At 30.7% G+C, this 12,010-nt stretch carries 15 protein-coding genes; 1 reads left to right on the forward strand and 14 read right to left on the reverse strand.

What is annotated here, in order from left to right; genetic code table 11:
- Positions 1–37: 37 nt before the first annotated feature.
- A complete protein-coding gene (locus BLV91_RS13630; protein WP_091434246.1) occupies positions 38–955 on the forward strand; it encodes a hypothetical protein in 918 nt (305 codons plus the stop codon).
- Between the two features lie 807 nt (positions 956–1,762).
- On the opposite strand, the gene BLV91_RS17145 is transcribed toward BLV91_RS13630, so the two are convergent.
- The 14 genes from BLV91_RS17145 to BLV91_RS13695 all read right to left on the reverse strand — a co-directional run bounded on the left by BLV91_RS17145 (position 1,763) and on the right by BLV91_RS13695 (position 11,872).
- Complete coding sequence (locus BLV91_RS17145; protein WP_217636973.1) at positions 1,763–2,185, reverse strand: LytS family sensor histidine kinase; 423 nt, start codon at positions 2,183–2,185, stop codon at positions 1,763–1,765.
- Between the two features lie 18 nt (positions 2,186–2,203).
- A complete protein-coding gene (locus BLV91_RS17150; RefSeq protein WP_217636974.1) occupies positions 2,204–2,446 on the reverse strand; it encodes a histidine kinase in 243 nt (80 codons plus the stop codon).
- A 512-nt stretch (positions 2,447–2,958) separates the two neighbouring features.
- Entirely contained in the window at positions 2,959–3,594 is a 636-nt protein-coding gene (locus BLV91_RS13640) for a CatB-related O-acetyltransferase (RefSeq protein ID WP_091434247.1), read from the reverse strand.
- Between the two features lie 175 nt (positions 3,595–3,769).
- Positions 3,770–4,273 carry a GNAT family N-acetyltransferase gene (locus tag BLV91_RS13645; protein WP_091434249.1) on the reverse strand — a complete coding sequence of 168 codons (504 nt, stop codon included), beginning with the start codon at positions 4,271–4,273 and terminating at the stop codon, positions 3,770–3,772.
- Between the two features lie 36 nt (positions 4,274–4,309).
- Positions 4,310–5,200: a hypothetical protein gene (locus BLV91_RS13650; protein ID WP_139262334.1), complete on the reverse strand. Its 891-nt coding sequence runs from the start codon at positions 5,198–5,200 to the stop codon at positions 4,310–4,312.
- 96 nt (positions 5,201–5,296) lie between these two features.
- Positions 5,297–5,935: a hypothetical protein gene (locus tag BLV91_RS13655; protein ID WP_091434254.1), complete on the reverse strand. Its 639-nt coding sequence runs from the start codon at positions 5,933–5,935 to the stop codon at positions 5,297–5,299.
- A gap of 1 nt (position 5,936) precedes the next feature.
- Positions 5,937–6,446: an RNA polymerase sigma factor gene (locus BLV91_RS13660; RefSeq protein ID WP_091434255.1), complete on the reverse strand. Its 510-nt coding sequence runs from the start codon at positions 6,444–6,446 to the stop codon at positions 5,937–5,939.
- A 50-nt stretch (positions 6,447–6,496) separates the two neighbouring features.
- Positions 6,497–6,709 carry a hypothetical protein gene (locus tag BLV91_RS13665; protein WP_091434257.1) on the reverse strand — a complete coding sequence of 71 codons (213 nt, stop codon included), beginning with the start codon at positions 6,707–6,709 and terminating at the stop codon, positions 6,497–6,499.
- Positions 6,710–6,798: 89 nt separating this feature from the next.
- Complete coding sequence (locus BLV91_RS13670; protein WP_091434259.1) at positions 6,799–8,205, reverse strand: alpha/beta hydrolase family protein; 1,407 nt, start codon at positions 8,203–8,205, stop codon at positions 6,799–6,801.
- A gap of 112 nt (positions 8,206–8,317) precedes the next feature.
- On the reverse strand, positions 8,318–8,770 hold the full coding sequence (locus BLV91_RS13675; protein ID WP_091434260.1) for a hypothetical protein: 453 nt from the start codon (positions 8,768–8,770) through the stop codon (positions 8,318–8,320).
- 165 nt (positions 8,771–8,935) lie between these two features.
- The gene (locus tag BLV91_RS13680) at positions 8,936–9,124 is read right to left on the reverse strand and encodes a hypothetical protein (protein ID WP_091434262.1); all 189 of its coding nucleotides are present in this window, start codon (positions 9,122–9,124) and stop codon (positions 8,936–8,938) included.
- Positions 9,125–9,130: 6 nt separating this feature from the next.
- Positions 9,131–9,535: a hypothetical protein gene (locus tag BLV91_RS13685; RefSeq protein ID WP_091434264.1), complete on the reverse strand. Its 405-nt coding sequence runs from the start codon at positions 9,533–9,535 to the stop codon at positions 9,131–9,133.
- A gap of 49 nt (positions 9,536–9,584) precedes the next feature.
- Positions 9,585–10,634 carry a WD40 repeat domain-containing protein gene (locus BLV91_RS13690; protein ID WP_091434265.1) on the reverse strand — a complete coding sequence of 350 codons (1,050 nt, stop codon included), beginning with the start codon at positions 10,632–10,634 and terminating at the stop codon, positions 9,585–9,587.
- The gene (locus BLV91_RS13695) at positions 10,631–11,872 is read right to left on the reverse strand and encodes a S41 family peptidase (protein ID WP_091434267.1); all 1,242 of its coding nucleotides are present in this window, start codon (positions 11,870–11,872) and stop codon (positions 10,631–10,633) included. The genes BLV91_RS13690 and BLV91_RS13695 overlap by 4 nt, the downstream gene beginning before the upstream one ends.
- Positions 11,873–12,010 lie beyond the last annotated feature (138 nt).

Below are 12,010 nucleotides of genomic sequence, written 5' to 3' on the forward strand. Positions count from 1 at the left end.
ATTTAAAGAGACCTTTTCCGGAATAAATATCTTTTTTATGAAAAAAACAGCATTTTTAGTTATACTATTTTTCCTTTCTGTCCAAGCATTAGTAGCACAGGCTCCCACTTGGTCAGTGAATGAGAATGACTATCAATACACCATGACTTTTGTGGCAAAACTGAATGTAGACGGGAAGCAGTTGATTGGCAACAATGACAGAGTTGGTGCATTTGTTGGTAGTAGCTGCAGAGGAATAAGTGGCGTTACTTACGTTGCTAGTGAATCAAATTATTATGCCTACCTCACCGTGTTTTCTAATTCGCAAGGAGAAACGGTATCCTTCAAATTATATGACAGTTCAACTGATAAAACGGTGTCTGTAAGCAAGCAAGTAACATTTGAAGTAAATGAGCACAAAGGAAATTTATTTCAATCCTTTAGCATTGCAGCTCCTTCGCTGAATGATAAGGCAGAAATTCTGACGTTTAATTTTCAGGACATTAAAAGTGTCTCGTCCGTTATTAACGGTGGTAAGATCAACATCAGCTTGTATGACAGTTACGCATTAACTGAACTAAAACCAGTATTCACATTAAGTAAAGGTGCAAAATTGTTTAAAAACAAAATTTTACAAAAGTCAGGGGAGGTTACAGATAACTATACTTCATCCATAACATACGAAGTGCTGTCTGAAGATGAATCTAGCCTGAGTAATTATGTGGTTATTGTAACACCAACCACTACTCCTGCATTATTCTATAAAAAAGATGCTGTTTGCGATGTAAATGGTGTGGTAAAAGTGACCTCTACGCAAGAAGGGGCTTCTGTAGTAATAGCAACTAACGGCGAAACCCTTTCAACCAAACAGATTTTAAATGGAGAGGCTATTTTTCCGGATCTAGAAATAGGAACTTATGTTGTAACAATAGGGAATGAGTGGAAGCTAATAAATATAATATTAAAAGAAAAATAGCTATGAAAACGTTTGAAAAAAGCATGAAGATTATTGGTATTCTAATTGTACTATTTTTATTCGCTGGATGCAAAGCAGATGCAATACCTTGTAAGAGTGTTCCTCAAGGTGATTTCGTATTAGTGAAATAAGCAATCGTCTTTGTTTGTTTTGAAATTGGCAAAATGCAACATTAAGGTGTTGTGGCACTTCTGAAAAAAGGGCATCAATCCGTCCGTTATTTCCTTTAAATAGCTATTCATTTTTTGATTGCTCAAAATAGGTAACAGTTTATCTTCATTTATGCATTGTGGGTGATTGGCATATTTCAGAATTAATTCTTCGGGAATAGGAAGGAGGGGAATGCGAGAAGCTGTTTCTGTTTTTTGTCGATGGGCGGTTACTTTTTATTATTTTCGATCCAATCACTTTTCTATAAAAAGAAACAAATCGTAATCTCCTATATTTACTTTATAATTAATATAAAAAAAAGTCAATACATAGGTTTTTAGACGAACTGACGTTGGCAGTAATTTTATCGCGACGAAAAAAAACCGAATGAAAAACTACATACTTTTTGCAATTTTAATAACAACATTTATTTCGTGTGGAAAGACGAAAAAAAAGAGGTATAAACAAAGGATAATATTTAAGTATATTTGAATACTAATTAACAGATGAAAAAAAGTAGTTTTTAATAAAAAAGTGGGTCCTCATTTTGAATTGGAATCAGGTGATTACTTTAAATTGGAATTGGGTGGTCAATATCACTGGAATTTGCACCCTGCGAGGAAACACTGGCAGCGTTCGTCATCAATTATAATTGTTTTAAATGTTTTCATTAGTAGTAAATGGTATTAAAATTTTTGCTTCAACAAGGTCTTTGTTTGGGGCTACTAATTTAAATGATGCATTATTATTGTATTGGATTCTCAATATTTTATTTAAGTTTTGCACTACCAGCCATTTATGAGATTTTTTTAAAGAAAATTTCCCAGGATTAATCACTTTTATAGAAATAAAACCTCCTTCTTTTTTAATGGTTATAGAAACAATTCCACCTTCAATCTTTGAATCAATACCGTGTTTAATTGCATTTTCCACTAATAATTGAATGCTTAATGTAGGAATTTTAAAAGTTTCAAGTGTTTTATCAAGTTTAATTTCCAATTGTAAACGTTCTTCAAAACGCATTTTCTCCAATTCTATATAATCTCGTACTAAAGCTAATTGATCTTTTATTGAAATCAAGTTTCTTTCTTTTTCATACTAAGAAGATAGTAATAAATCGGATAGTAAATCGATAGCTCTTCGAGCGTATTGTGGGTTTTCTATCACTAAAGATTTGATAGAATTTAAAGAGTTAAATAAAAAATGTGGATTTAATTGTGCTGATAAATTATCGAGTTGCGCTTGCTTGGCAATTACCAAAAGTTTGGCATTTTGCTGAGTAGCTTCAATTTTATTTTGGTAATAATGATATAAATGATACGCCAAAATCCAGATAGACATTAATCGCAAACCAGTAAGAAGTATAGGATCCCAATAGATTAGTGAATTCCATAAATCAATTTATTTGCTCCCTATATATAACCAGAATAAATACCATTTTATGTTTGAAATTAACGTGTATACTATTGCTAAAAAAATTATTGAAGGTATAATTTTTCGAAATAATTGAGGTAGGCTAAGTGCGTTCCATTGTAACTTTAAAGCAATGAATCGATAGCCATGTGTTAATAGTATACCGATTGAAATATCTAGAACATAGTTAAGAAAAGTTAAAGAGTACCCATAATGATCACGAGTAAACACTACATAAGCCCAATAAATGGAGACTACGCCCCAACCAAAAAATTGACACGTCCAATAAAGGGAAAATGTTTTATTATTTATACTCTTTTCTATTTTATCCATGGTAATCACAAAGTAAAAAATTATAAATTAATTTTAAAAGATAAAGTACATGAACGTGAAAATATGGAAGTGGATGTGAAAAATTATAACTTTATCTTATTTTCTGGTTATAATTTCAATTCTTCAATTAGTTTATTAATATTGTTATCGGTTAGATCCTTAATATGATTTGTTATTTTTTCAATATTCCAATCCCACCATTTTAATTCTAAAAGTTTTTCAATTGTTTCATTTGAAAATCGTTTTTTGATTTCTTTGACAGGGTTTCCACCAACTATAGTGTAGGGTTCAACATCTTTAATTACGGTTGCATTTGTTGCATTAATGGCCCCGTCGCCAATAGATACTCCCGCCATTATTGTCGCGTTGTAACCAATCCAAACATCATTTCCAATCTTTATATCCCCTTTTTGTGGATAGGTTTTTCCATCCATTGCATTTTCCCAACCATTTCCAAAAATTGCAAATGGGTAAGTTGATAAACTTTTAGTTAGATGGTTTGCTCCATTCATTATGAATTTCACATCAGAAGCAATCATACAGAATTTTCCGATTATTAATTTGTCGCCTACAAAGTCAAAATGATATTTTACATTTTTTTCAAAATTTTCTACATTTTCAAAATCATCATAATAGGTGTAATCCCCAACTATGATATTAGGATTTTTGATTATGTTTTTCAAAAAACAAAGTCTGTCATAATTTTGAAGTGGGGATTTTTGGTTTTTATCAGGTCCAGTCATTTGTTATGTTATTATTTTAAGTTTACTACTAAGTTAAAAAAATCACTCCCATATTCATGAAGCTCTTTAGTGTTGACATACCAACTTTAGAGTATTCTCTGATTAATTTTAGATGTAGTTCCAGACCATCATTAAAATACTTCACCATATACGCACAGCTATTTGTTGACTCCTTTTATATTTCTAATTTCCAATTAAATAATGCTTGTGTCTCCCCAATTTTAATGAAACCATTTTTTTCCAACACCTTGAAAGAGGCATTATTGGATTTCTCTGTTGAAGCAATAATTGATTGTATTTCTGATTCAGTTTTAGCCCATTCAATTATTCCGCTTACGGCTTCCGTCATAAACCCTTTATTCTGAAATTCGTCATAAGTTCCATATCCAATTTCTATTTCTCCGTTAGCATTTGGCTCACCAACGAAGCATAAATCACCTACCATTTTGTTGTCAATTTTCGAAATAGCAGTCCAAAGGGTTGAATACAAATAATTTTTACTCTTATCAGCTACATTTGGAAGTATGGTTTGTGCAAAGGCTTCTTTTAGTTCTGGTGAAATTGTCCTGGAAGTTTGGTTTAGTTTTAGTTCAACCTCCAAAGAATTGTCACATTTTATATATTTTATCAACTGCTTATAAGTCAGTGGTTTTAAAATAAGTCGTTCAGTTTCTATCATTTAGGTTTTTATTTTTATTAAAAAAATTATTGAGTTCTAGTTATATTCTATTTCATAATTAATATTTGGAGAGCCTGCAAGAGTAGATTCAATTATAATTGGATAATTTTGAGAATCATAAATAAATTCATTTTCAATTAGAAACTTATAGGGAGCAGTACTTGTTATTTCCTCTATACTAATAATATTGTTTTTAAAATAAGGAAAATAGAAAGAATTAAAACCATAAGTTCTGATGTAACTTAAGCCTAAATGAGATGACAGATTAAAAAGCTCAATAAACCCAACTAGATAAGTTGATTTTAATTGACCATAAAAAGGATTTGGGTTTTGATCATATTTTATTTCATATTCATTCAATAAAGCGTCATTTAAATCATAATCTTTAACTTTTGTTACATTGCCATTTAAATCATAATCGAATGTAGCATAAGAATCTATTCGTGACATTTTATGAATCAAGTTCTCTGAATTCAGCTCTAAAGTAATTTCTTTACTTAAAGACACAAATTTTCCTTTTGCTAATATGATTTGTCCATTATATATTAAATCATAAGAATAAGAACCTCCCTCCGTCTCAACATAAATTATTTTTCCATCCGAATTATAGGTATAGGTAGCATTAAATATTTTACTTACATTATTATTGCATTGATAATCAAAAAGGTACTCAATGTTGTAAGCCGTTGTAAATTCTCTTTCCTTTGCTAAAAGATTAAACTCGTTGTATGTGAATTCAGACGTCCGAGATGCAGATTCATTATTAATAGGGGTTCTTTTTATTTTCTTAATGTATTTATCAAGGGTTATGGGATAGTTATCTCCAACACAAACATCGTCTTCATTTGGGGAGGTATCAGCTTGTGTACAAGAAATAAAAAAAATACTAGCTAAAAATAGCATGAATAGTGTTGTTATTTGTTTCAAATTGATAGTTTCTTTTAATTGGCCACAACTTTTAGTAGATGAATCGGAGCATCCCGGAGGTTGCTATGATTTCATATACATTGTTGGCAGTAGTTTTTATTCATTTTTTATTTGTTGTTGCATTTTTTCAATGCTTTCTATAGTTGGTTTTACATCTTTATTTAAAGCTCTTTTATTTATCCAAATAGTAAACGCATAAAATAAAGCAAGACCTATTAATGTTATTATTTTAAAATTGGAGGTAAGTGGTAATAAGCTTTCAGCAACACTATTAGTCCAATTATAATCCATTGGATTTTCTAAACCTATAATAAATATAAAATTCATAATAAACGGTGGAATAGCATACCAATACAAAGCAGAATCTAATAAACTAGATTGTTGTAACATCATTGTTTTCTGATTATTAAGTTGTTCCGCTACTGTTAATGAAAAATCAGTTTTAGTATTCTGTAATTTTGATTTTCTAAATTTTACAATAACAAATACAAACCAAGCAATTGCTAAGCCGCAAGCTACTTTAGTAATAGGAAACGGGATTTCATATAATAAATAACTAAAAATCAGTATTCCAAAGATTGAAGCAGCAATCTCTCTAACATCTCTTATTCTTATCTTTTTTTGTATACTATTTATTTTAGTATTCAATTCTTCTCTCAAATGCTTTGTTTCAATTGATATTTGTGCTGTTTGAGACGAATTATTCCAAATATCTTTTAATTCTTGTTCTAACATTTTATTTGATTTTTGAAGTGATACATTCAAATAACTTTTCCCTGATTCTTTTCATTTTTACTGCTATATGATTTTCCGATAATCCTGTGATTACTGCGATTTCTTTGTAGGATAGATCATCTAAATACAAAACAATAAGCGAAGTGTCAGTTTCATTTAAAGTTGAAATACATTCTTTTAAAAACTTAAATTTTTCCTGTTCAGAAGTATCAATCTCTTTTTCTACTGGGCTAAAATGAATTGATTCAAATCGGTCCGTTTTGCTATTACTTTTATCAAATTTCATTTTTGAACGCAAGCAAACATTAATAGTAATTTTGTATATCCAAGTATCGACAGACGATTTACCTTCAAATTTTTCGAGAGATTTCCAAATTTGAAAAATAACTTCCTGAAAGAGGTCTTGCGGCTCTAGTGGAGCAGCAGCATAAATTCTACAGATTCTGAAAATTTTATGCTTATTCCTTTCAATAATTTCCTCAAAAAATTCATGCTCTTTTTGTTTCCCCATTCTATTAGGTGTTTCAGAAAGTCAATCCTGTTAATTAATTAAACTGCTATTTAGGCTTTTTCTCTTTTTGTGTTTTTCAAATTGTTTTTAGATGAACTTATAAGCAAAAATTCAATGAAGAAACCGCAGATAAGCATAATGCTAATCTCTTTATACGATTCACCCAATACTTGATAGCATGCGATTAATAAAATAGCCCAAACAATGCTGCTAATTATTTGAATCCTTGTTAAAATTTGAATTAATTTTTTTGTGTTTTCCATTTTCTTAAAAATTTAAATGATTGTTTTTTAGTGTTTCTATTATAGTTAGTGACAGGCTTTAAGAAAATATGACAGAATATATTAATTTTTTATTTTATTCGAATTATTTCCAAAATCCAATTAGAAATTTCTTTCAATGCAATAGGAGACATTGTCTGTTCGATCTCTTTATATTCATTAATGTTGCCCGTTTTACACTCCTGAAATAAATGGTTCATGTTTTCTAATTCCATAACCTTATAATTTTTGTTTCCACCTTTTATTAAAGCATTTCTTATCGCATTTTGATTTATGGTTGCATTCACCTGTGTATCCTTACTTCCATTTAAAGACAATATGGGAATACCTAATTTTTCAAATTCATCGGCTGGGTTATAATTAAAGAAATAGGTGTTCCAAGGTTTTAAAACTGACTCGGTTTCCTTTTCAATAAAGGCTGAAATGTTTTCTTCAGGCGCACATAACGATTTTAATATTGGAGTCAAGTAGCTAGTATTATGAGCCGTTAACACTTTTCTTTTTTTCGATATGTCGTCGCTAGAAGATGCGATTTTAATTGATTCTCTTACATTCTTTTCAAAAGTTGTTTCATCAGGAACGGGAAAAGGTCTCAGAGACTTCGATTGCATAACAGCCACTTCACTTCCTGGAATTCCTGTTGCAGCCAGCGTAACAATAAACGATATGTCTGAAGTTTGATTTGCAACTAATGGAGCAATAATTCCTCCTTCACTATGACCAATCAAGCCAATATTTTTTACGTCAATATCTTTTCTTGATTTTAAATAGCTAACAGCATTTAAAACATCTTGCGCAAAATCAGCTGTTGTAGCTTTACTAAAATCGCCTGTAGATTCTCCGAAACCACGATCGTCATAACGTAATACGGCAATATTGTTGCGTGTAAGGTAATCTGAAAGCACCAAAAAAGGCCTATGTGTCATCATACTTTCATCTCTATCATGACGGCCACTTCCGCTAATTAAAATAACTACAGGGTACTTTCCTTTTTTGTTAGGTCTTGTAAAAGTTCCAGACAACTTTATACCTGCTTCAGCATTCTCAAAAACAAGCTGTTCTTCATAATAAGGATACGGTTTTATTGGTTCTTGTGGTCTGTTTATCTTTGGCATTTCAGGATTTCCTTTTTTTAAAGCTAAAACAAGTTTAACACCACCCTCTGTATAAAATCCTTCTATTTTGTTTGTGGTTTCATTCCATACGCCTTCATATTTCATACCCAATTCAGAACCATCAATGGTTAAGTGCCCTTCTTTTAAAGCCGTTACTTTTGGTTTGATACCAGAAACGTTAAAGGTTGGTACAGCCATAGTTGTAGTGTATTTTTCTTGATTTTTTTCAAAGAGAAATACAAATAAAATCTCTTTGTTGTCTTGAGTCTTTGTTCTACCATGCCAAACACCTTCTATGTTTTGAGAAAAAGCATTTACGACGTAAAATGTAATTAAAATTGTTGTTGCAATTAATGTTTTCATATTTGTTAATTTTTAAATAATAAGTACCTATGTCAAATTTTTATTTGGCAATGTTGTTTAAGAAAAACAGAGAAAATAATTTTGAAATGCAGGCTATATATTGTGGCATTAATTAAAGCATCTTTCCTGCAGTTTTAGCTTGAGAATCCATGGTACGACCAATGATTAAACCAATTAACATTCCAATACTTAAACCCAAAGCTATACCCAAAGACCGCTCAAGGCTTGATAAAAACACAATCCCAAAAAGAATGCCGAAAGAAGATCCCAAACCTATACCAAGATTGGTGTAAAACCCTTTAGGCGTTAAAGACAATGCATCCTTTAAATATTTTTCGAATTTACTTAGTGCTTTATTAAAGTAATTTTTTCTGTTTTCAGGATTTGAGTTTAAATTTAAACGATCAAGTTCCATTTCTAAGGAATGTATTTCATCTTTTGTAAACTCTCTAGTCTTCAATTCGGATAGTATATGAAGAAATTTATCATAAACCCTGATTTCAGATTTATTAGTCGTTTCGGTTTTTAAACTTTCTAAAAAGTTATAAGCTTCTTGTAATGTCATAATTTTTAATGTTTTCTTGTTAATGTTTTTTTGGTTAGTGGCTTAAGTCAATAAATATTACATGTTAAAACTTATTTTTTTTTAAAAAGATGCGAAAAGCGCTTTAAATGAAGACTTAATTGGTATTTAGCTACTTAAACTTTCTATATCCTGGAACCATTAGACTTACAACAATAAAATGTTTTTTAGATTTAATGCCCCATTGGTGTCAGTAGATTCCAAATGCTTTTGACACATTTGTAAAACTTCTATAGTCTCATTGTGAATATTAATTTCTTTCAGATTATGCCATAATAAATTCAACTTTTTTAAATGTGTAGCATTTGAAAGTCCGTTTATGTTTTGTTTAGCCACTTAATCCTAATTTTTGGAATCATTCCAAACAGCTAAAGAAATACTACTCTTTCCTGTAAAACTGATTTCTAAAGGTGTTTCTGCATCTTTAATGCTTTCTAAATTCACATCTTTTCCTGTTCCATAATTAATCTGTGCATTATTGTTTTTATTGACATTGACCACAATGACAATACGGCTTCCCTTTTCTAATTTTTTACTTATCAACTTAGAATTGGTAAAAGAAACTTGCGTGTTTTGATTTGGGATTAGTAAGTTTCTGCGTTCTGTATCCTTAGCAAAACTTGCTCGACCAATATAATAGCTTAAATTATAATAGGTACCTGCAGGTGTTAGCTGATACAGGACCAGTGAAAAATCAACATCTTTTTTATTTATGGCAAATTCAAGATTTTCTAGGAATAATTTCATAGTTGTTTTTTTCTTGGATTATTTTTCCAGTGATAGACATTTCATAGTACTATTGTATGTTTCTTAATTCCCAAATCTTAACTGTCTTATCTTTACTAGGAGTTGCAATAAATTCTCCATCGGAGCTGATATCTATTCCTAAACCAATATCGTCTGTATGTTCGGTTATTGTTTGCAAAATTGTTTCATTATTAATATCCCAAAGTGTTGCGGCAATAGGGATGGTATAGCCTTTGAAACCAAAATGATATTCTAATAATTCTCCAAGCATTTTTTTGTCTGTTCCGCCAGTTAAGACCTTATTATTTCCAATAAACACAACTGAATGAATAGCTTCATTTTCGCCTTGTAAAGTATGCAACAATTCCCAGTTACTTGTATCCCAGATTTTAACAGTTTTATCATCTCCAGCACTTGCTAATAATTCACCGTTTGGACTAAAATTCAATGATAAAGGAACCATAGAATGACCCAGAATTGTTTTTATCAACTTACCAGTTCTTACATCATAAATTCTTATGGCATTATCACTACCTGAAGCGGCTAAATAGTTTCCAGAGGGATTAAAAACTACCTCCCAAATATTATGGGACGCTTCTTTAAACTCAAATTTAATTTCTCCTGTTTTTACATTCCAAATGGTTACTTTATCATCATCTCCGCCAGCGGCAATTAAATTGCCTTTCGGACTAAAATTTACGGACCAAATCACACCTTCATTTCCTCCCAAAACTTTTAAAAGTTTTCCAGAATTCACATCCCAAAGTCTAACCTTACCATCATAAGCTCCAGTTGCTACAAGACTTCCGTTTGGATTAAAATCTACAGCAGGAGATCCTGTTTCATGAGGTAAATTATGTAAAATTTCACCTGTAAATCTATTCCAAATTTTAGCGTTATGATCTATGCCGCCACTTACCATTAGTGTGTCATTAGGAGCAAATTTAACCTCCCAAACATCACCAGAATGAAGACTGAATGATTCTTTTAATTTTATATAGTTGCCTTCAACTAATGTTGGTTGTTTAAATAATTGCATATACACAAAATATATAATTCCTAATACAAGCAACAGTAGTATAATATTTCTTTTTCTCATTTTAATGTAAGTTTTTGAATCATTGCTTTTGCAGATTCTGATTTTGGGTTCAATTTTAGAGCTTTCTCATATGCTTTCAAAGCGTTATCTTTATCGTGATTCAGAAAATAAGCTTCTCCTAAACTATCCCATGAATTGAATTCCTCTGGAAACAATTTGGTGTTTTCTTGAAATACAATAATAGCTTCATCAATGGATTTTTCTTTCAGTAAATTATAGCCAATACTGTTTAAAACATTTTCCTTATTTCTTAAAACTGTTTTGTTAATTGCATCTATATAAGCAATTACAAAAGCGTCTTTTTTAGTGGCCATAATGTTTGGTTGTATTCCTTTGCCTTCCCAGTTGGTTTTAGTGACAGGATGTATCGCTTTAATATAAGGCATAGAAACGCTAAAGTTTTCATTTAAATTGATTCGCTTTGTTCTATTTGCTCCTCCTCTTGTAACTTCACCCACAACAACTGCTTTATCTAAATGCTTTAAAATGTAGGTGAAAGCTTCCGCAGCAGAAAATGTGTTTTTACTCGTTAATATATATAATGGTTTATTCGCCATTCTTTTTCCTTCAATAGTTTCGAAGGTGAATAATTGTGTTTTAGCGTCCGTTTCTCGCTCATAGAAATTACTTAACAACACGGGTTCTGCATCCGTAAAATAACTAGACAATAATTGCATCATGCTTGGAACTCCTCCGCCATTTTCTCTTAAATCTATAATAATAGCATTGGTATTATATAGAAAGTTCATTGCCGCTGTTGCTGCACTTTTTGCATAAGTAGTATCTGCAAACATGCGTAAATTTAAATATCCAATATTTCCGTTTAAAACTTTAACCTCTGTAAAACCATAGTTAATTTCCGCCATTTTCGTTGCCATCATTTTTTCTCTTTTAATTTTCATTTCCTCTGGCATAACAAGTTTACTTTGTGCGATTTTTTTAGGTTCGTAATTTAGATTTAAATGCAAATCATGACTCACATTTTGTAAATCTTGAGTTATTATTTTAGCAAATTCATCACTATCTTTAATCGTGTTATACTTATTTGATTTTATATTTGATTTTAAGGCAGAAGTCATGCCATCTGCGATATCTAAATCTATATAGGTTGCTTGTAAATTTTCTGAAACCAATTGTACGATTTCCACTTTTTCCTCTTTAGTCATTTCTTTATGCTGTGCAGTTATAGTTGATATAAACGCAAACACGAATCCTAATACCATAATTTGTTTTTTCATTTTGATTGATTTTAAATTTGATGCAAACCTATGGTCAATCTTTAATCCTTAAAATAAAATTTCTTGTTAACATACTTTTTTAGCACATAAGAGGTCATTATCATCTCAAATTGAGCTTGCGGCTAAAAATCATACGTA

This window comes from Flavobacterium degerlachei, from assembly GCF_900106645.1.
Taxonomy (GTDB): domain Bacteria; phylum Bacteroidota; class Bacteroidia; order Flavobacteriales; family Flavobacteriaceae; genus Flavobacterium; species Flavobacterium degerlachei.

Bases quoted from the DNA above. Each gene is read 5' to 3' on its own strand.
- BLV91_RS13630 (WP_091434246.1), top strand. From the start codon at position 38: ATGAAAAAAACAGCATTTTTAGTTATACTATTTTTCCTTTCTGTCCAA.
- BLV91_RS17150 (WP_217636974.1), bottom strand. From the start codon at position 2,446: ATGTCTATCTGGATTTTGGCGTATCATTTATATCATTATTACCAAAAT.
- BLV91_RS13640 (WP_091434247.1), bottom strand. From the start codon at position 3,594: ATGACTGGACCTGATAAAAACCAAAAATCCCCACTTCAAAATTATGAC.
- BLV91_RS13645 (WP_091434249.1), bottom strand. From the start codon at position 4,273: ATGATAGAAACTGAACGACTTATTTTAAAACCACTGACTTATAAGCAG.
- BLV91_RS13655 (WP_091434254.1), bottom strand. From the start codon at position 5,935: ATGTTAGAACAAGAATTAAAAGATATTTGGAATAATTCGTCTCAAACA.
- BLV91_RS13660 (WP_091434255.1), bottom strand. From the start codon at position 6,446: ATGGGGAAACAAAAAGAGCATGAATTTTTTGAGGAAATTATTGAAAGG.
- BLV91_RS13665 (WP_091434257.1), bottom strand. From the start codon at position 6,709: ATGGAAAACACAAAAAAATTAATTCAAATTTTAACAAGGATTCAAATA.
- BLV91_RS13670 (WP_091434259.1), bottom strand. From the start codon at position 8,205: ATGAAAACATTAATTGCAACAACAATTTTAATTACATTTTACGTCGTA.
- BLV91_RS13675 (WP_091434260.1), bottom strand. From the start codon at position 8,770: ATGACATTACAAGAAGCTTATAACTTTTTAGAAAGTTTAAAAACCGAA.
- BLV91_RS13685 (WP_091434264.1), bottom strand. From the start codon at position 9,535: ATGAAATTATTCCTAGAAAATCTTGAATTTGCCATAAATAAAAAAGAT.
- BLV91_RS13690 (WP_091434265.1), bottom strand. From the start codon at position 10,634: ATGAGAAAAAGAAATATTATACTACTGTTGCTTGTATTAGGAATTATA.
- BLV91_RS13695 (WP_091434267.1), bottom strand. From the start codon at position 11,872: ATGAAAAAACAAATTATGGTATTAGGATTCGTGTTTGCGTTTATATCA.